The following is a 20,874-nucleotide window of genomic DNA, read 5'->3' on the forward strand; positions in this document are numbered from 1 at the left end:
TTTATCATCTTTTTAATCTTTTTTAAAGGGGGTTTTTAGAGGTGCCCTAAAATATTATTATAGACAACAATTCTTTCCTTACCATCATTTATGATTTTAGAGTCCATATTAAAAGCTTCTTTTATAACATGAGGGTTTATAACCTCTTCTGGCCTTCCATTGACCAATACCTTTCCAGACTTTAATACATATATCTCATCACAAAATTTTGATGCAAAATTCAAATCATGAAAAACAGATATTACTGTCATTGAGATTTGTTTTAATATTTGCATCAAAAACATTTGATAATAAATGTCTAAATGATTCGTTGGTTCATCCAAAATCATAATTTCTGTATCTTGTGTTAGAGCCCTTGCAATTAGCACTCTTTGTTTTTCACCTCCTGATAAGCTATTATATTTTCTTTGTGCAAAGTCTCTCATGCCTAACTTATTCAAGTTTCTCATAGCTTTTTCATGATCTTCCCTAGAATAATCTTCAAGCGATTTCTTATAAGGTAGTCTTCCCATTAAAACGATATCTATAACCCTATAATCAAAATCACTATTATTCTCTTGCTTCATAACACTTAAATTTTTTGCAATATCATTTTGGCTATAATCTTCTAATGGGATGCCCTTTATATAAACTGTTTTTTTATGGGGTACAATCGCGTTATACAAATGTTTAAGCATTGTAGTTTTGCCAGAACCATTAGCTCCTATTATTCCTATAAACTTATTTTTACAAGCATTAAATGAAATGTTTTCCAAAATCTTTTTTTCCTTTATATCATAAGAAAGGTTTTCTATATTAATCATAATGTTATCCATTATAGTTCCTCCTTTATCAATAAATAAAGAAAAACTGGAGCTCCAAAAAATGCTGTAATTATTCCAATAGGCAGTTCTTGAGGGGATAAAATTGTTCTTGCTAATATATCAGAAAGACATAAAAATCCTCCGCCATAAATAAATGAAAGTGGTAATAAATATAGGTGTTTGGGACTTATGATTTTTCTTAGGATATGAGGCACAATAAACCCGACAAAACCTATTAACCCACAAGAAGCTACTGCAACGCCAGACATTATAGAAACTATAATAATTGATTGTTTTTTTAAAGATTGAACATTTACACCTAAACTTAATGCCGTCTCGTCACCCAAAGATATTACGTCATATTTTTTCGCTTGAAAGAGAATATATATGGTGCAAACTATAATTACAATTGAGGGAAAGAAAATATTATCCCATCTTGCACTTCCAACAGAACCCATTGTCCATGAAAGGATTCCCTTTATTATATTCGTATTAGGGGTTGCTATTATAAAAAAGTTTGATAGGGCAGCTAGCATTGTTGAGACTGCCATTCCTGTTAAAATTAACCTGCTACTCGCAACTTTTCTGCCAGCATGTGAAAGCTTGTACACAAGAGTAAGAGCCAATATTGAGCCTAAAAAAGCCATTCCAGCCCTACCCAGCCAAGAATTTATAAAGGGCAAACCTATAAAATAACCAAATGTTACAAAGGCTAATGCTCCACTTGATACGCCTACCATGTAGGGTTCAGCCAAAATGTTTTGTGTTATTGACTGCATTACCACTCCCGATATGGCGAGTCCCCCTCCAATAAATATCGCTAATAATCCCCTGGGTATTCTTAAATTCCATATTATGGGAATATGAGATTCAACTTCACTAATATCTCCGATTCCAAAAACCTTATATTTAATGACATCAAGAACTGACTTCACGCTTATATCTGCTGATCCCATAAATCCAGAGAATAAAAAACTGGTCAATATAATTACAATGCCTAAAACTAGCATAATTTCATAATTTCTTTTTACATTAATTTTCATTTTCTCTTCTCCATTCACTGCCCATTAATAATTCATTAAAAGATTTATTGTTAACAATCAGCTCATCATACTTGCCAGTGCCTTCAACCCTTCCATCTTTTATAAATATTATCCTATCTGCGTTTTGTATTGTTGATAATTTATGGGCAGATATAATAATTACTTTATCTTTTTTTATTTCATCTAAAAGCTCATTTAAAAACTCTTCATTTTTCTCATCAAGTGCAGATGAAACCTCGTCCATTAATAAAACTGGCGAATCTTTTATAAGACCTCTAATTATAGCTAATCTTTGTAACTCGCCTCCCGAGTAATTTTGACCTGCCTCCTTGACTAAATTATCTAAGCCTTTTTCTTTAGCCATAATCATCTCATATGAGTTTAATTTTTTAGCTAAGGCTTCAATCTCATCAATGCTCACATCTTCCTTTGCATATTTAAAATTATTTAACAGGCTATCATTAAAGAAAAATATGTTTTGACTAAAGGTTGTTATGTTTTTTCTCAGCGTGTTCTCTGTATAAGACTTTATATCCCTACCAAATATTTTTATATGTCCACCATTTAATTCATAATACCTATTTATGAGTTTAAAAATGGTGCTTTTGCCACCGCCAGATGCAGACACAATAACTGTCTTTTCACCCCTATTAGCCTTAAAGCTAAAATCTTTTAATATTGCTTTATCAGGATTTTTCTCATAATTGAAATAGCAATTTAAAAACTCAATCCCTTGATCAATTTTACTCCTATCTATTTCATTAGATCCATACTCCTTTATTAGAGGTTTTATATCATATAAATTTTTCAATCTATTCAATGCCCCAAAAATAAAACCAAAATTTCCAGTTTGATGCATGCAAGTTCTAAGAAAATAATAATATGCCACTACTAAGGCTAAATAAACTATTTTTTCAAAGGTCGCAGCAGGAAAAATAATCAATATAATTAAAAACAAAGCCAATCCCAGCAAATCTAAGACTAAATTGTCTTTTAATTCTTTGTTTGAATACTTCCCTGAAACCTTATTATATTCTTTAGACTTTTTTTCAATTTTATCAAAAAAATCTGTTTCCCTATCGAAAAATAATAATTCTTTAAAGCCCAATATACCGTCAGTCGCATTAGCAATAAGGTCTCCACCCATATTTTTAATTTCTATCCCCTGCTTTTCTTTTTCATCCAGACTGCCTATAAACAGCTTAATTGCAAAAAGTAAAAACAAGAATATAATAATTCCGCTTGCTATGGATTTTAAGCTTATAAGGGTAATAACAACAATTGATATCAGCAAAAAGGCTATCCACTCAGTAAGTATGTGAGCTATAAACCATTCAAATACATTAATATCATTTATTATCATCTGTACAAAGTCACCGACTTTAATATTTTCTACTGCTCCTGGAGAAATTTTATAGTAATGAGAAAAAACATCTCCTCTAAGTTTTTCTATAACATCATAAGAAATATAATGAGAATAATATACATCTATAAACCTTAGTCCTAAATATAAAATAAAAAGACCTGCTAAATAAATTATGGCCTTTTTATCAAGGATATTACTTTCATAAAAATCATACATTAAAAAAATTAATAAGATTAAATTTACCGTCTGTAAAATATAAACAAGTGCCTTTATAATAGATGATAAGAAGATTTTAAGCTTTAAAAATTTGCATTTGTTTATAAAAAACATAGCTTTGTCAAATCTATTCTTCATAAGCCATATCATCTCCTAATCTATTAAAATATTCTCTATATTCACTTGAAATACTTATTAGCTCTTCATGATTACCCGAATGGATAATTTGTCCGCATTCCATATAAGATATTTCATCAAAGTCTTTTATGGTTTCTAACCTATGTGCTGTTTGAATTACAGTTCTTCCCTTGAACAGTTCTTTTAAATTAGAGATTATTCTAAACTCATTTTCTCTATCAAGTGAGCTTGTAGGTTCATCTAGCAAAATTATAGAGGCATTTCTTAAAAAAGCTCTTGCTATTGCAATTCTGCTTTTCTGTCCACCTGATAGTTCAAAGCCCCCTTCTCCAATTTTTGTATAAATCCCATCGCTTAATGAGGATATAAAATCGTAAATGTTAGCCTTTTTCAAAGCATCTATAACTTCATCCTCAGTAGTGTTTTTCTTGGATATTCTTATATTCTCAAATACTGAGTTGCTAAATATATGATTTTTTTGCAAAATAATACACATTTTGCTTTTTATTTTCTTTAAATTCTCTGTCTCAGCTATATTCAATCCAAATACAAAAGCTTCACCTTGAAAGTTATTTAAAAATCCACTAAGGCATTTTATTATTGTGCTTTTACCAGATCCACTGCTCCCAATTAGAGCTAACTTATGCCCCTCTTTTATTCTTAGATTAATATTTTTAAGAACTCTACCTTTGCTTTGAGGATATTTGTAAGATAAATCCTCGGTAAAAACAATATAATCTGAATCAGAAATAATTTTATCTGATTTATCTAAACTTCTATAATTTTCAGAACACTTAATATAAGTCGAAATTTTTTCCTTATATACCTTTGCCTTTGCCATTTTTAAAAATGACCCATGAAGTGTGCTTATTGAATTGTAAATGATAAACAATATGAATGCATTTGTAATAACTATATTCATATCTAATTTCTTAATTATCATATATCTAAATAAAATTATTAATGATAATAATTTTATTATATTTAGAACTACATCCTTAAATAATTGTGATAATGTCGTTAGATAAACAAAGCCCATAGATGCTTGTTTAAGCAATTTAGATTTGTTTTTAAGTTTAGATTTGTAAAAATCCACACCATTTAAAGACTTTAAGGTTTCCGATCCATTCAATGCATCCATCGACATCATAGAATATTCTTCATTGATTTGCCCTTCACTTTGGCTGCTTTTGGAAATTAATGGATCAAATATCTTCTCAAGTAAAAAGATAATTGCTAGCGTGGCAACAAATAAAAAAGCAAGTTTGTAATTTACATAGAGCATATACAAAGTCCCACATATTAAAAGAGTGAGCTTAAATATTAGATCTGGCAAGGCTTCAAAATAATAAACCCCCATCCATTCTATTCCTATCCATAAATCAGTGGTTAGTTCTCCAGTATGCTTTGAATCATCAATGTTCTTAGTAAGAAAAATAGCCTCAATAAATTCTCTTCTAATTTTATTTTTGAATTTTCCATGCAAATTTTCATTTTTTCTCTTAAGATAGAATAAGATTACATATAAAAATGCTTTTACTATCAAAATATACATTAACATCTTAGTATTGGCAGAATTATTAGTCCAAACTAGATCGTATGAGATATTAATAACAGCTATGTTTGAAATACAGTCCAAAATCAAAAACAATAAATATAAAATCATTGATATATTTCTGCTACTTTTTTTAAAAAGCTTCATATTACACCTAATGAGGGTAATCACCTAAAAACAAATCTGTATATTTAACTCCCTCATCTGAATATCCCATAATTTTTTTAAATTTTAACATTCTATTGCTTGGGCATAATAGAGGTTCAGACACTATTTGTATATCACCAGTTACTACTACTTTTACTGAAGGAATTCCTCCTAGATTTTGATTTGTTAAATCAACAAAAAGAACATCTCCATTGGTCGCTTTATTTACTTTTGAAACAACAAAATTTAAGGTTTCTTCTAATGTTTCAAATTTACTTTGTTTGAACTCATCCATGCTTTTCATTTTTTCTGAATTAAGATCCATATCTTTGAATTTAAAATACCCTAAATTAAAGATACTATCTCTGCTATTAATCAAGCCTGTAAGGTTTTTCCTCCCATACTCTGTAATTCTAGATTGAATAGGTGGTAATTTACCTTGGACAGCTTCAGTAATAGATCTCTCTAACGCAATCTCCGGATCTATGGATGATCCAAATCCATTTGTTGCATACTCTATATAATTATTTTCATCAATAATCCATGTTCGTATTGTAGGTATATCTATATCATTGGTATAGTCTCTACTTATAATTCTAAATCCTTCATTCTGTATTTTGCTGATAAGATCTTTTGTAGTTTCTTTTTTTACAGTAGAATAATCTATTATTGGTAATTTTATAATATTTGATTGTCCAATACACCAAGCATCATGTTCTATAACTTCAAAAAGTCCTTGTAATATTGCATCTTCAATAGTGACTCCAGAGGATAATCCTGATGAACCGACTGGAACAAAGTCTCCTTTGAACTTAACTCCAGTTAAGAAGACTCTTGAAGCAGGTATAAGTTTAGGCTGATTGCTTATTAATGACTGCCCCCATACCCAATCTACTTCCATATTTTCATCATAGTCTTCATATCTATCATATATTTGCTTAATTTGATTTGTTGTAGATGAAATATCTATAATATGATTTTTAATATCACTTGGTTTTGCTCGTAGTAAAGGTATATCACCATAATAATGAGAGCTTAATCTTTCCATAAGCTCAAACGTGCACGAAAACAAGGCTTGCTGCTCTGTTATTCCCTTGCCAAATGAACGCTGATATTGAATAAAATAAGGAGTGTTATTCTTATGTGTTACATCCACATTTGCTCTATATACTGGAAGTATATTTTTTAATTTGTTATTAACTCGTGTAAGGTTAATATTAATATTTATTTTATTTAATGCTTTTTCTATAGTATTTTGTGTTTCTTCAGGACTTACGCTTCTAAGACCACCTTTAAAATATTTTATCTCTTTACTGCTATCATTAAATAATTTAATTGATCTAGGAACTACTACGTTTTTACTTTTATCAATCTCTATTAATTCTCTTGTCATTCCATTACAAGCACTACAATTAGTCGTTGGATAGTATACGCATGTTTTAAGCTCTTTACTTTTCAGATCCCAGATTTCTTCTTTTTGGAAATAATAAAAGTTAACTTTATTCTTTCTTAAATTAAGAATATCGCTTTCAATTTTATCTAAACATAAATTAAATAAAGTTTTGTTGCTATAAAAATCTAGATTTTTAGACACATAAAGATTTTTAATGTTTTCTATGCTTATTTTATTTTCAGAATTTTCATTTAACCTATCTATATGATGTTGTATAATGCACTCATAACAGGCACTTTTCATTGGGAATATAAATGGCCCACTAATTAAATTAACTCCATCATTTCTTAAAATTACAAAAGGAATATTTGCATTAGTCAATAATTTATTTAACCATATTACATCTTGATATTTAATATTTGATTTTATTAAAAAAATACAATCAAAATCAGATGATTTTATTGCTTTTTCTACTTCGTATACATCATTTATAACATCAACATCGATTTTGGAAACAAAAAAATCTTTGATTTCTTTATCTATCTCTGTATCAGAAATAAGTAGAATATGAGATTTATCATAATCGTGTGTCGAATTAAGTTCTTTGGAATTCAATAGAATGCCCTCATTAATCAGCACGTTAATAAATTGATCTATTTCCTCAATCGAATAATATTTGCCAAATTCCTTGTATATTTCTTCTCTATTGCCAAATTCTTTTACTAAATGTAGTATCTCATTCAGTATTTCGTAATCGCATTCAAGAGTTTTGAAACAATTATCTTGATAAATGGCGATTTGATTATTGTTAATTTTAGATACCGAAATTGTGTCATTTATTTTAAGATTCACATCTTACCTCCAATATGAATAGTTAATTTGTGGCATTTAAGATTTAATTTTTATTAATTAGATCTCAGTGTGTGAGAACAAGAATCAACGCTTGATTGATTATAGTTAACATTTTTTTCGCTGTTCACTTTTATTTTCATTCCCGCATACCTCCTTTATTAAATTACAAGTATTATTTTAAATAATAGTATCTACATTTGTTTTTATTAATCTTAAATGCCACATTTATATTTGGTTAAATGAAAGATACTATCATTTAATTATAGATTATAGCACATTTTGCTCCTGATAGCAATAATTATTATCATTTACTAAGTTTTATTAATTAATCTCTCTTCACGAATATTAGTTATAATCCTGATTTTTATCTGCAATTTGCTATTTATCCCAATAATATCTATTCTTCTCTAATTTGAAAACTATCAACTGATAGAAAAGCACACTCATCTAAGGGTTATGAAGTCTGGGCAATAAAACACAATATCAAAACAATGGCTAATTCAATAATAAAACTTAGAGAGCAAGGCATTGATTCAATTACCCAACTAGATGATCTAATCAAAAAATCTTCCGATGATAGACAAGACTTGTTAGATAATATAAAGGCAGTCCGAAGACTGCCGACATTTATCTCTCTGTACCTTTGCTATGGTCTTTCTTATTAGACTTAGTTTTGTCATCTATACTTAAAGCTTTTTATTTTACCAGTCCCTTGATCAACATTTTCTTCAGCTTCATCAAATCCTAATACTAATTTCGCATAATCCCTAACTTGGTCTTCTGTACTTAAAGTCATTTACTATTCCTCGTCACTAAAATTATCTTCAAAACTAATGATATCATTAGGAGTGCAATCTAATGCATTACATATTTTTTCTAAATTCTTAAATGTAACTAGTTTATCTTTGCCCATTTGTGCCATGACATTTGTTGTAAGTCCTGCCATGGCTATTACATCTGTTTTTTTTTATCCTTTTTTTGCTAGTTGTATCCATAGTGGTTTATAGTTAAGTGCCATAATATCCCTCTTTTTCTCTTTATTAGATTTATTTAATTATAGCATAAATATTGATTTCATTCAATCTTACATTGATTTAGTGTTTTGTTTTAGAGAATTTGTTGTGTTATTCCGTCCTTATTTTGCCATAAATTGCTTGATTCCCTGCGATTTTGCACACGGATTGTCATGGCCATATCCTTCCATTAAGTTAATAACACCCCATGCTCCAAGTCCTGCTCCTACTGCCATTACCAAAATCTTTAATACATTAACTGCCTGTGTAAAAAATTCCATAATTTATTCCTCCTCGTTTTCTTCTTTTTTTTCAATCTTGTTATATGACTTCACTACAAAGTTTTTGTAAGTCTTTCCCTCTTTTTCACGCTTCTTAAAGTAGCCAAAGATATGAATCAAATCGCCTTTTTCAAAGTCCTTTGCCTTCTCTGATTTTTCTCCATAGGCTGCACAGTTGATATACTCCAGGACACCCTTTAGGGTGTATAAATGCGCCCTTATAAACAAGGGACTATTCCTCTATGTCCATTTCTTCCTCTTGGTTTCTGTATTTTTATATGCTCTTTTTTCTCGCTTTTCTATGATTTTTAGGATTTTTTGATTGATTGCTTCTTTGATATTTGGAAATGTGATGAGCTGATAAAATTCATCTTTGGTAAAGTCTTTGCTTTCGGTAAAGATACTTTCAAAGACTGCTCCTTTTTGATAAAGGCGTCTATCTCTCTTTTTTCGTTCTTCCTGTTTCTGCTGAATAATGAGCTTTTTTCTTTTGTTTTGTAACTGCTTGATTTCTTCTTCTGCCATTAAAATTTTTTCATCTATATTTTTCATTTTCTTTGTCCTTTCTTTTTAATTATGAGCAACAAAAAAGAGATAACATTTCTGCTATCTCAACAATAAACTTCTGTCTGTACTACATAAAAATATGCTTTTAGGTTTTATATGTTTTGTAAATTAAATATCCATTTAAGCCATGAATAAACTGAACTGGAACGTCTAACTATCTGCCCCTCATTACACACATTATTTTCTCTCATAATATTTTGAATTTCTTCTTTTGTAGGTAACTCTCCACTATTATAAACTTTTATAAATAGCTTATTAAATATTTCATGTTCTAAAATCAAACTGACCAACTTTAATTGGCGTTCTTTATATCTAAGTTTTACTGTATCTTTTCCTAATTTGGATAATGAAACTTTTTTTACTATCTTTTCTTCGTCTTCAACATCTTTCTTTTCAAACAATCCAAGATACTTACCAGCATTGTAATAATAATCTGACTGTCTTAAATCAAATTCCATAGTTTCAGCAATTTCTTCTGTGGTTTTATTTTCTTCAAATAAAATCTCCATTAGTGATATAATTCTTTCAAAAGAATTAGCCTGTATAAAAGGAATATTAGTATTATTTTGATTATCATCATAAATAACTTTTACATCCGAATACACATCATAAAGTTCATTTAAAGCAATGTCTGTATCTTGTAAAGAATAATTTTTAGATTTAACCAATCTTATTGATGAATAGTTGTCTTTATCTTCAAACACATATTCAAATAGTCTATATATCTGATTTGAATAAATAGAAAAAACGAGTCTAATAGGCTTGACAACTTTACTTGCCCACAATCTATACGGATAATAAAGCTGTCTGATGTGAAAATCCGGATGAACAACATTTTTTGCTTCTAAAATAACAACGGAATTATTATTTTCCATTCCTCCATCAATTTCACATTGTGCATTTTTTACGTCAACTTTAAAAGAACTCCCTCTATGTCTATCTACACGAAAACTGAAAATTCCTGTTCCCATTCTTCCATTAAATGTGGCAACATTATCATCTTCATCTAAAAAATCATCTAATATTTTTGAAAGCATTAAAACATTAATCGCATTCGCCTCCGATGATATATTACCAATATCAATAGTTTCATATTCTGGAATTTCAACTTTTTGCATTTCTGTTATATGTTCCCCTAATTCAGGAATTGGTTCATACAACTTAAAATCACTTAAAACATATCCGTTTCTACTAATTGACAAAATATTAATATTGTGCTTTTTGAAAATACTGGGCAAATTTTCAGAACTGTCCCACTTCGCCATTAATCGTGGTTCCTTAAATTTTTTTATTTGATTGGCAGTAATGAAAAACGCACCCTCGCTCTGAATTTTATTGAGAATATCATATTTTTCAAAAAGTTTACTCCAAGCTTCATTCACATTCATTTTAATCATAGTTCCTTACTAATACTTCATTTATTTCTCCACGTTTATTACCATTACTATTTATTGAACGCTTTGCTTTTACAGTAATAATTTCATAATCTTTATACAATTCTCTAATGAAAGGGTGATCTGAATTTGATAATAAAAATTTTACTCCTTTAGAGTTTAATTTATCGCACTCTTCTTTAAGTTCAATTTGTTGTTTCGTATCAAATCCATTTTCTGTATAACCTGTAAAAGAAGATGAGGATGAAATCGGCATGTATGGTGGATCAAAATATACAAATGCACCTTTCCTTAAATTTTTTAAGGAGTTTTTATAATCTCCATTCATTATCTTTATATTGTTTTCATTAAAATACTTCGACATAGCTAATACAACGGGCATATTAACTATATTAGGATTTTTGTATTTACCATAAGGAGAATTAAATTGCCCTGCTTGATTTACTCTAAATAAACCATTGTAACACGTTTTGTTCAAATAAATAATTCTTGCAGCTTTCTCAATGTCATTTATTTCCCCATATTTTTCATTTCTGTCTAATGCCCTAACTTCATAAAAATATTCCTCTGAATTAAGTCGCTCATGATTTTCTAAAGCTAAAATTAATTCATTAGGTTTCTCTTTAATTACTTTATAAATATTTATAAGCTCACTATTAAAATCATTTATAATTGCCTTTTTAGGCTGAATATCAAATATGACCGCTCCTCCACCTACAAAAGGCTCAACATAAGTAGAAAATGTCTTTGGAATAAGCGGAACTATATCACTTAATAATTGTCTTTTGCCACCAACCCACTTTACTACAGGAGCAAGAACAATATTCTTTTTTCTTGAATTTTTAGTCATAGTCCTATCCACCTTATCTTTTATCACTTGCACAGAACTGAAATACATCATTGGGGGTACATTCTAAAGCTTCGCATATACGGCTAATATTCGCCATTGAAACATATTTATTGTTGCCCATATTAGCAACACAATTCTCTGAAATGTTTGCTATCTCAATCAAGTCTTTTTTCTTCATTTTTTTATCTTCTAAAATCTTCCAAAGCGGTTGATAAGATACATTCATTTTATACCTCCAAATATGACTTATTATAACAAAAAACTTGCAAAATCGCAAGTTTTAAGTATATCTCAAATGATTACTTCCATAAAAATTATATACATTATTCTTCACTCTGTGGTAATAGGCAAATTCTACATCCTCTATCATTATTTTTTCCAATTCTCTTTTCATAAATATTCTCCTTTGTTATATTCTTCCCAAGTCGGGACATTTGATGTTTTCGCCTGCTTGCTTTTGCCCTGATCTTTATAAAACCAAGAAAGGATCGTCGCTTTATGGTCTTTATAGCTCTTTCCGCTACTCTTGATATATGCAGATAAGCGTTCAATGTAATTATCAAGCTGTGCATTTAGTTTGATTTGTAAATCAGAAATATCTTCATCAGTTAAAAATACATTTTGAAATGTTCCAAGTCCGTTTTTACAAAAACTATATTCTCTCTTACTATACTTACTCTTATTATTCTCTATATAGTTAGAGTCAACATTTTTAACTTCCTGAAGTTCATTTTCTTTACTTCTGAGGTCAACATCTTTTACTTCTGAAGTAAAGTTTTTTGACTTCTGAAAGCCATTTCCTTTTGCTTGAAATACACTCATAAAGTCTTTTACATAAATGATATTAGGTTTTCCAAGTCCAAGCCTTACTCTTTCAATCAGTCCGATTCCTTTTTTATTGTCTAACTCATCCAATGTTTTTATGGCTGTCGGCTTTGAGATATTTCTTCTTCTCATAATTTCTTCAACGGTAAAATAGATAAATACTCTATTTTCTTTGTCTATCCAGTTATTCTTAAAAGATATTTCCGTTCGTTTTAGAAGCATGGAATAAAGGATAATTGCCTCTGCTGACAACCCCTTAAATTCTTCTCCATCAACTAATATCTCCGGTACTTTAAGAAAATTAAATCTCTCTGCTTCTCTGTTATAGAAATAGTCAAAGTCCATCGCTTCACCTCCTCTCTTAAAATTTGCAAAGAAAAAGACGATAGTTTTTCTATCGCCTTTGGTTACCATTTTGATGAAATTTTTTAAATCATAAGAATAGAATCTGTTAAGCCACTTTTTGAGCAATCATCACACCAATCGGTGCAAGACCTCCATGTGCCAATTTCATTTCAACTACTGAAAATCCATATTCTTTAATAAAATCTTCAAATTGATTTTTATTCCATTCTTGATACATCTTAAATCCTAAAATAGACATCAAACTTTTTATCATTTTTCTTTGTTTTCCCTCTTTCCATAGAAAAGTGGGGGCGCACAAAGTCCCATTAGGTTTTAACACCCTATATATTTCTTTCATCGCCTCATCCGGTTTAGGCATAATATGAAGTGCATTAGCAATTAACACACAATCAAATTTTTCATGCGAATAGGATAATGCTACTGCATCGGCTGTTTCAAATGTAAGATTTTCGTATTCTCCATGCTTTCTTGCTTCCAAAATCATTCGTTTCAATATAATTTTTTAGAACTTTTTTTCGTCCTCCATCGCCATCTTCATTAAAGACATAATGCTTGTAAAACTGCTTAAAATGCAGGATTTTTATGATTTCACTCTTTGTATCAACGCTATGCACTCCACATGGCTTGATTGCTCCAGATTGATGTCAGATTTTTGCGGTCGTTCGCGGGAATTTATCAAAGCGTGTTTTTCCCGTAAAATACACCGATTTTTACCCTTGTGCGTTCTCGGAAACAGGTCAAAGGCCTTACTCCTACCTATAATATGCAAATCCACAGATTTGCCGACCGCTTCAAGACTTCGCTCCGAGGGAACAAGTCTGAAATCCCATCGCCTCAACTCTAATCTTCCGTTCCCGAATGTTCAGAATGGAAGTGCTGCTCGCTTTAAAAAAGTATCATCATCTGATACAGATACAGTTTGCAAGTCAAAGAAAGGATTCGCATGATAAAATTTTCCAGTTCCGTCCTGCATAGACTTAATCATTGCTATCTGAGGATCGGCTGTAGAAGTATCCTTGATATATTTCCTATACTTTACTATGTTATCTTTTCCTACCGTATCTTCGGCTGTTGCAACATATCTACCTACAGCAGTTTTATAATCATCCGCTGAAGTGATAAGTATCGATGTAAAAGGACAATCCGCTGCTTTTATTTCACCTTCATTATTTCTTAGGAGAAGTACATAAATCTCATTGGGCATTGCATCGAAATGTTGTTGTGAAACAATATATGGTAATGAGAAGGATGATAGCTCGCTATCCTTCATATACTGCTGATAAACTTTGATGCCATCATGATAACGTCCCGAAACATGGAGGTCATTCTTAAACTCCGCAGAAAAAAACGTAAGAAATTCTATATAGCTATCCTCCGTGAATTTTATCGCTTGCTGCATCTTATCTTTAAGATCGGCCTTTTCATGCTGCTCACCGTTTCTGAGAAAAGCTCCCATGTTCATCTTGTTCTCGCAGCCAAACAATCCTATCGAAATCTGATTATTTATAAAGGCTGTATGCTTCACACGATTACATACAGCATCAATATACTTGAATTCATCATCGCTATCAGTCTTTGAAAACCATGCTGATGTAAGCGGAAATTCTCCAGAGTACGTTTGCTGTTGAAATCTATCCTTCATTGCCGGGAAGTCTGTTTTGTCTACTTTCTTCCCTTTATTAGCCAACAATCCAGCGTTTGCAATTTGTCCGATACTATCAAAACTATTTCTAAGATACTGATAAAAATCCCGTATTAGTTTCTGTATCAAGAAAAAACCATCGACATCATTGCCTGCGATATCTATTAAAAAGTCTGGTAGATCCGCATCAGTTATAGCAACGCTCTTGTGGTTTATTATTCTCTCTGATATTTCCTCGTTGTTCTTATGTGCATCTTCAGTCATTTTTGCAGAAATCGCTGTGATGGTGTCCAGACAATACTGTGCTACCCTTATATTTGCATTCGTATTTTCAATAAATTGCCAAGCCGTATAAACTTTGTGCTCAGCAAGTTCTTTTTTTAACACATCAAAATCCATTGTCAGACATCCTCTCACTCAATCCGCTTCAACAGTTCCTTTGGCGACAGTTTCCAGAGCCCTCTCTCTTGCCGGAGTAAGTCTACCGTGCCATGATTGATGATATAATCCTGAGCCTCCTGCTGCGATAATCCTTCCGTGCTCATAAGATAAGACTCCAGTTCGCGGCATGGGTAATTAATCGTTCTCTCAATTCTGATCTGTTCCTGAGCTTCATTTTCTCTAAGGCCATAGTACTTCTGGAGAAGACGAACTATTTCAGCGTCTTTTGTTTTAGATTCATAAAGTGCCGCCGTTAAAATCGATATCCCAGCTTCTCGCTCCTGCTGCGCTGTCTCATCGTCATGCCTCAAAACCGCTTCTCGCGTAGTGTCGAGCAAAAAGTATCCAGCACCTGCCAGAAAATCCGTAAAATTTCGTCCCATATATGCTCACCCGCTTTCTTTATTCATCAGCTTGTTTACTGTATGACTGCTCGATCAGTTCCATCACATCGTCAATCTCTGACGTATGTTCAAAAAACACCTCAACATCACCATTGCCCCATCTGCCAAGACCGGTGACGTCTTTGCACAGTCCCTTTGGATCGTGAATCTCTGAAAACTTCATATTCAAAGAAATTCGAAGGCGCTGTTTCTGAACAACGATATCAACGAAATTGGTATCCAACTTGTAGGCGATATACAGCTTCTTAAACTCACGCTTCACATCCGGTGACAGATTACAAATTCGTCTGTCGAGCATATCAAAAAGCGTCCGTGTAAATGCATTGATATCGTAAGAGTCAATCGTGTATTTCTGGGCAGGCTTTTCCTCTACCTGATATGGCGCAAGTTCAGCAGCAGTAATCTCAGGATAAGTCCATATCTGTTCTGCCTTTTCGGCCAGCAACTTTGCACGTTCTTTTATGTGCTGTTCATTCCACTCTGTCAGCTTTACCAGATAGGCATTAAGACGCAGAGCGCTTTCTTTGAATCCACCCTCCATATCCATTTTTACCATAAATGGATTATCGCTCATTTCCGAGTTATAAGCTGTTAGTGTCAGGTTTCCTATTGTATGCAGATAGGTCTTCTGAACCTCTTTCCAATTTGCGCCAAGCATAGTCTTCCACTCGTCACGTGGATTGCTGTTCTGTGGCATAATGTGTTCAATCGTATAATTCTCGATAATGATTGGAGCTTTGTTCCCGAAGTTTTCAAGGTGGCTGAGAATGAAGTTTCTGGAACGCATATTGTAAATGTCACGGGACACAAATGCCTTCTCGAATTTCTCATCATCCGGGAACTCTTTATAGTCATCGCGCAGTACGAAGAAGGCCTTAATAGAATTCATATAATCATCGGTCTTGATTTCATTACGCAGCGTCGCAAACGTCTTATTAAGCGAATTCGTCGGAATGTCGCAGATGCTTCTACGAAATACATAACTGATGCACATCTTGATAATCTCAATAAGATCATCTTCCGTGATAACGCCCTCTGTGCAATCGTTATGCACTTTGAGCAAGAACGGGAATGCTACTTCCATGCGAAGATCGCCAATATCTGAGTACAAAGATTTTAAGACCGGCTTGTCACTCCTGCGGAATACCATGTTTGTATAGTATGTAGCATAGGTCAGCAGGTCGGCGCAAAGTTCCCGAATCGTGCTGAATTCACAATTCAAGTGATAGGCTTTGAATCCCTCATAAACCCGGTCGATCTTCGGGATGCGCGTAGTCTTCATTGTCAGATAATCACGGAAAAATCTATCCATGACAGAGTCCTGCTTCTCATAATCAAAGAGCAGCTCCATCGGTCTCCACATGTGCTCATAGACATACCGCTGTTCTGACGGTTCAAGCCCCATCAGCACATAGTTTCGGATTAAGTCAGATTCAGACAACTCTTTACCTGTAGAGTTCAAGCTCTCGAAAATTGCCTGCGCATCATCCACATTTCGATCAAGTGTAATATTGACAATCTGTAGTTTACCTATAGCCTCGTAGACATCTTTCGGCTGCAATTCCATATCGGCTATTTTACCGGCAAAAAAGTTGTAGTTCGACAGGATGCGAGACAGACAGGGATCGCTGATTGGCTTCTTCTCAACAAGACTAATCAGCAGGTCGCGGTCTGTTTCTGTAAGAAGCAATTTGTACCTCTCGTCACCATCCTCATATTCGTTCTTCAGAAGCATATTATCGATGCGACGAGCATTGATAGTGCCATCTTCCGGATGTTCTTCCGCATAGTCGCGGAGGGCAATCAGCAGCAAGCTCAGCGTGGTTAAACGCTGCTGCCCATCAATTATCATATATTTCTGAACACCAGTCGGCATTGCCTGCTCCGCAATATTTACGATAGAGCCAACAAAGTGACCGACCTTATCCTTTTTCTGCATGTCAACGATATCATTCCAAAGGCGACTGCATTGTTCCGTCTCCCAACTGTAGTATCTCTGATATACAGGAATGAGAAACTGCTTATTTCCATTTAAGATGGCGTAGATATTACCTTTTGTCGCGTCCATTAGGTTAGTCCTCCTTCTTTGTTCCGTATGGCGCAGGTTCTTCCGCTACCATCTGTAAATCCTGTGCTTTTTTACTGAAAGCCTCAGCATAGTTAACTACCCGATGTTCATATCGTTCTCCTATAATTTTTTTAAGAAAAGAGTCCATAATTTTCTTAACTCCGAGGGATTAAAATATACCATGAAATATTTTTATGCAGAAGACAAAACTCATTATAAATTTCAAGCTTGGAGACTTCTTTATAAAAATAATAGCAGGTTTTAAAAACATTTCCAAGCATAGTTTTTTTGCACTTGCAGGGCGTATACGTGTGACAGAGTAAAAATACTGTAAGTGGTGATTTAGAAAAATTAAACCGGAATTTATCTATTGATTTTAGGATACAGGCTGCTTAAAAAAAATAACTTTCGTGTCAAAAAAACGGAGGTCAGTACACAACGCGCATAAAACGGCAGGTCTAAGGGCTGCCCAAGCCCTTAATGCGAAGCATAAGCGGGGTCTAAGGGGCAGCCGCCCCTTACTCAAAACCCCTTGAGAATTGACAGAAATCTCTTTTTTCCGTACCATAGCCGCATGACCACAAACGATATTAAACCGAAACTTTTAGAGCGGTTGGTTCGCTATACCGCCATCGGCACACAAAGCAAGGCGGAAAAGGCTGACCAAGGTATTATCCCTTCAAGCGAAGTACAATGGGAGCTTGCAAAGCTTTTAGTAAAAGAATTAGAGGATCTTGGACTGAAGGCAGAGCTTGATGAGCATTGTTATGTCTTTGCCCGTCTGCCCGCAACCGAAGGCTGCCGGCAGAAAAAAGGATTCGGACTTTGCGCACATATGGATACGGCAAGCGATGCGCCCGCCGATACTGTAAAACCGCAGGTGCATACCGATTACGACGGTAAGCCTATTGTATTAAAAGACGGCTTTGTAATAGACCCGGCACATGATGCCGATTTAGCCGCTTGCATCGGTGACACGATTATCACCTCCGACGGCACCACCCTCTTGGGCGCCGACGATAAGGCGGGAATTGCAGGCATTATGACCGCCGTTGAATTCCTTTTGGCAAATCCGAACATTGCCCACGGCCCAATCGAAATTCTTTTTACTCCCGATGAGGAAACCGGACACGGAATGGATTTTGTTCCGCTTGAGAAGATTCAGTCAAAAGCGTTTTACACGATAGATGGGGGACAGGAAGGCGAGGTTGAAGACGAATGTTTTAACGCATACCGAAGCGACATTGTTTTTACCGGAATTGCCGCACACCTTGGCGCCGCCCGCGGCAAAATGGTAAATGCGGTAACGATGGCAGCCTCTTTTATTGAGTCTTTGCCCCCGCAAGAAAGCCCCGAGGCTACCGACGGATATTACGGCTTTTTTTGCCCCTTGGAGCTTGAGGCAACCGCCGAAAAGGCAACCTTACGGGTTTATATCCGTGATTTCGGCGCTATTCAGGAGCGCTTAAAGCGTATCGATACGCTTGCCGCCGCCATCGAAGCCTGCTATCCGAACGGAAAGGTTTCGGTAACGCATACGGAGCAATACCGAAACATGAAAACAAAACTCGATACAAGCCCCGAAATTCTTGCGCGTTTAAAAGAAGCGGTTCGCCGCGCCGGCGTTGAACCCAAGCTGAAACCCATTCGCGGCGGCACTGACGGCTCACGTCTTACCGAGCTTGGAATCCCTACGCCGAATCTTTTTACCGGCGGACATAACTATCACTCAAGGACGGAGTGGGCATCGCTTAATCAAATGGAAAAAATGTGCTTGAGCATTATTGAGCTTGCAAAAATTTGGGCTGAGGAATGAAATGACTGTTTTTCATTCCGATTGCAAAATTCCCACCCTTGAAATCAGGGCTGCATGCCTTTGTAAAGCAGCCCATCCACCTTCTTCCATATAATAAAGAAGCAGGTAAAATTCGCCGATGAAAGTAATAGGAGCCGGTGTTTTTATGTTTGCGGCAGGGTAAGGAGTGTAATGTGTACGAATATCATATTGAAGGCGGTTTTCCGGTTAAGGGGACTGTTAAGGCAAGCGGAAATAAGAATGCGGCGCTGCCCTGTATTGCGGCGGCGGTTTTGACTGATGAGCCGGTGCGGCTTAAAAATCTTCCCGAAATAGAAGATGTGGGGGTTATGCTGGATGTGTTTAAGGCATTCGGCGGCAGCGTGGAAAAAAAGGCTCCGAATGAGTATGAGCTTCGGCTGGAAACGGTGCGTTCTTCCGAAATACCGGCAAATGAGGCAAGGAAAATCCGTGCCTCGATTTTGTTTGCGGGGCCGCTGCTTGCGCGGACACGAAAGGCAATTTTGCCGCCGCCCGGCGGAGATGTTATCGGTAGGCGGCGTTTGGATACGCATTTTTTAGCCCTTACCGAGTTGGGCGCGCAGGTGCATATCAACGGGCGGTTTGTGTTTTCGGCGAATAAGCTTATCGGGAAGGATATTTTCCTTGATGAGGCCTCGGTTACCGCAACGGAGAATGCGGTTATGGCGGCAAGCATGGCGGAGGGCACAACGATTATCAATAATGCGGCAAGCGAACCGCATGTGCAAGACCTTTGCCGGCTGCTCACCGCGATGGGCGCAAAAATTTCCGGTATCGGCTCCAATATTCTGACAATTGAGGGGGTGCCGAAGCTGCACGGTGCGGAGTTTACCATCGGCCCCGACTTTATGGAAATCGGCTCGTTTATCGGACTTGCGGCGGTTACGCGCGGCTCGCTTACGATCACCGATGTTAAGCCTTCCGATATGCGCCCGATAAAACTGGCGTTTAATAAACTCGGCATTACTTGGAGCATTGAGGGCTCAACGCTCACCGTTCCTGCGCAGCAAAGTTTGCAGGTAAACTGCGACCTCGGCGGTATGATTCCGAAAATCGATGATTCGCCGTGGCCGGGGTTTCCGCCCGATCTTACCAGCATTATGACGGTTATCGCCACACAGGTGGAAGGCACGGTGCTTATTCACGAAAAGATGTTTGAATCGAGGATGTTTTTTGTGGACAAACTCATCGGTATGGGGGCACGAATTATCCTTTGTGATCCGCATCGGGCGGTTGTTTCGGGGCCGAGCACCTTACACGGTTCCGAGCTTGTGTCTCCCGATGTGCGGGCAGGCATGGCGCTGGTGATTGCCGCCTGCTGTGCGCGGGGCGAAAGCATTATCAGCAATATCTATCAGATTGAGCGTGGCTATGAGCATTTGGTTGAAAAGCTCAAATCAATCGGCGTACAAATATCGCGGCGGGAAGTGGACTCGTAAATACTACAGACGGGATCTAAACCGGTACAGTGTTTTTTTGGGTGTCGTTAATTGGTTTTTAATTCATTCAATATGAATCAAGATAATTTTATAAAAAGAAATCGACACAACGGTTTGGTTTTGCCGTCCGTGCCCGTTCTGATTTTGACAACGGTGAGTAAACTTACCATAGGGATGCTTAAAACTGTAAGCCATCAGCTCCGATTAGTAAGCGGCAGCTTGAATTACAGAAGG

The 20,874-nt window shown here is 35.0% G+C and carries 18 protein-coding genes and 2 pseudogenes; 2 read left to right on the forward strand and 18 right to left on the reverse strand.

What is annotated here, in order from left to right; all coding sequences use genetic code 11:
• Positions 1–35: 35 nt before the first annotated feature.
• The 18 genes and pseudogenes from FUT79_RS07185 to FUT79_RS15080 form a co-directional block, all read right to left on the reverse strand.
• Positions 36–815 (reverse strand): ABC transporter ATP-binding protein, encoded by a 780-nt coding sequence (locus FUT79_RS07185; protein ID WP_148889439.1) that lies wholly within the window; start codon positions 813–815, stop codon positions 36–38.
• Entirely contained in the window at positions 815–1,846 is a 1,032-nt protein-coding gene (locus tag FUT79_RS07190) for a FecCD family ABC transporter permease (protein WP_148878969.1), read from the reverse strand. Before FUT79_RS07190 ends, FUT79_RS07185 begins: the two co-directional genes overlap by 1 nt.
• Positions 1,836–3,566, reverse strand: coding sequence for an ABC transporter ATP-binding protein (locus FUT79_RS07195; protein WP_187426859.1), 1,731 nt, complete (start codon positions 3,564–3,566; stop codon positions 1,836–1,838). The genes FUT79_RS07190 and FUT79_RS07195 overlap by 11 nt, the downstream gene beginning before the upstream one ends.
• Positions 3,556–5,268 (reverse strand): ABC transporter ATP-binding protein, encoded by a 1,713-nt coding sequence (locus FUT79_RS07200; protein WP_148889443.1) that lies wholly within the window; start codon positions 5,266–5,268, stop codon positions 3,556–3,558. Before FUT79_RS07200 ends, FUT79_RS07195 begins: the two co-directional genes overlap by 11 nt.
• Before the next feature lie 7 nt (positions 5,269–5,275).
• Complete coding sequence (locus FUT79_RS07205) at positions 5,276–7,513, reverse strand: YcaO-like family protein (protein WP_148878966.1); 2,238 nt, start codon at positions 7,511–7,513, stop codon at positions 5,276–5,278.
• Between the two features lie 799 nt (positions 7,514–8,312).
• Positions 8,313–8,468 (reverse strand): annotated as a pseudogene (locus tag FUT79_RS07215) (helix-turn-helix domain-containing protein); the annotation flags it as partial.
• A 180-nt stretch (positions 8,469–8,648) separates the two neighbouring features.
• Positions 8,649–8,807: a Maff2 family mobile element protein gene (locus FUT79_RS07220; RefSeq protein WP_024753570.1), complete on the reverse strand. Its 159-nt coding sequence runs from the start codon at positions 8,805–8,807 to the stop codon at positions 8,649–8,651.
• 3 nt (positions 8,808–8,810) lie between these two features.
• On the reverse strand, positions 8,811–9,035 hold the full coding sequence (locus FUT79_RS07225) for a hypothetical protein (RefSeq protein WP_002694916.1): 225 nt from the start codon (positions 9,033–9,035) through the stop codon (positions 8,811–8,813).
• Between the two features lie 12 nt (positions 9,036–9,047).
• Positions 9,048–9,359 (reverse strand): DUF3847 domain-containing protein, encoded by a 312-nt coding sequence (locus FUT79_RS07230; protein ID WP_024753571.1) that lies wholly within the window; start codon positions 9,357–9,359, stop codon positions 9,048–9,050.
• A 107-nt stretch (positions 9,360–9,466) separates the two neighbouring features.
• Entirely contained in the window at positions 9,467–10,771 is a 1,305-nt protein-coding gene (locus FUT79_RS07235; protein ID WP_148878965.1) for a type II restriction enzyme, read from the reverse strand.
• Complete coding sequence (locus FUT79_RS07240) at positions 10,764–11,618, reverse strand: DNA adenine methylase (protein WP_024753573.1); 855 nt, start codon at positions 11,616–11,618, stop codon at positions 10,764–10,766. The genes FUT79_RS07235 and FUT79_RS07240 overlap by 8 nt, the downstream gene beginning before the upstream one ends.
• Positions 11,619–11,631: 13 nt before the next feature.
• Entirely contained in the window at positions 11,632–11,844 is a 213-nt protein-coding gene (locus FUT79_RS07245) for a helix-turn-helix domain-containing protein (RefSeq protein WP_002694906.1), read from the reverse strand.
• A gap of 164 nt (positions 11,845–12,008) precedes the next feature.
• Positions 12,009–12,788: a replication initiator protein A gene (locus FUT79_RS07250; RefSeq protein WP_024753574.1), complete on the reverse strand. Its 780-nt coding sequence runs from the start codon at positions 12,786–12,788 to the stop codon at positions 12,009–12,011.
• Between the two features lie 106 nt (positions 12,789–12,894).
• Positions 12,895–13,299: pseudogene (locus FUT79_RS07255) on the reverse strand (class I SAM-dependent methyltransferase); the annotation flags it as partial.
• Positions 13,300–13,671: 372 nt separating this feature from the next.
• Positions 13,672–14,850, reverse strand: a complete 1,179-nt coding sequence (locus tag FUT79_RS07265; protein WP_024753575.1) for a hypothetical protein — start codon at positions 14,848–14,850, stop codon at positions 13,672–13,674.
• A 14-nt stretch (positions 14,851–14,864) separates the two neighbouring features.
• Positions 14,865–15,275 (reverse strand): hypothetical protein, encoded by a 411-nt coding sequence (locus tag FUT79_RS07270; protein WP_009242836.1) that lies wholly within the window; start codon positions 15,273–15,275, stop codon positions 14,865–14,867.
• Positions 15,276–15,294: 19 nt separating this feature from the next.
• Entirely contained in the window at positions 15,295–17,364 is a 2,070-nt protein-coding gene (locus FUT79_RS07275; protein WP_148889445.1) for a DUF262 and DUF1524 domain-containing protein, read from the reverse strand.
• Between the two features lie 4 nt (positions 17,365–17,368).
• The gene (locus FUT79_RS15080; protein ID WP_156009310.1) at positions 17,369–17,512 is read right to left on the reverse strand and encodes a hypothetical protein; all 144 of its coding nucleotides are present in this window, start codon (positions 17,510–17,512) and stop codon (positions 17,369–17,371) included.
• A 384-nt stretch (positions 17,513–17,896) separates the two neighbouring features.
• On the opposite strand from FUT79_RS15080, the gene pepT reads away from it, so the two are divergent.
• Positions 17,897–19,180, forward strand: coding sequence for a peptidase T (gene pepT, locus FUT79_RS07280; RefSeq protein WP_238570023.1), 1,284 nt, complete (start codon positions 17,897–17,899; stop codon positions 19,178–19,180).
• 173 nt (positions 19,181–19,353) lie between these two features.
• Positions 19,354–20,640, forward strand: a complete 1,287-nt coding sequence (murA, locus tag FUT79_RS07285; protein ID WP_002694883.1) for a UDP-N-acetylglucosamine 1-carboxyvinyltransferase — start codon at positions 19,354–19,356, stop codon at positions 20,638–20,640.
• Positions 20,641–20,874 lie beyond the last annotated feature (234 nt).

Origin of the sequence: Treponema phagedenis, from assembly GCF_008153345.1 — a bacterium.
Taxonomy (GTDB): Bacteria; Spirochaetota; Spirochaetia; order Treponematales; family Treponemataceae; genus Treponema; species Treponema phagedenis.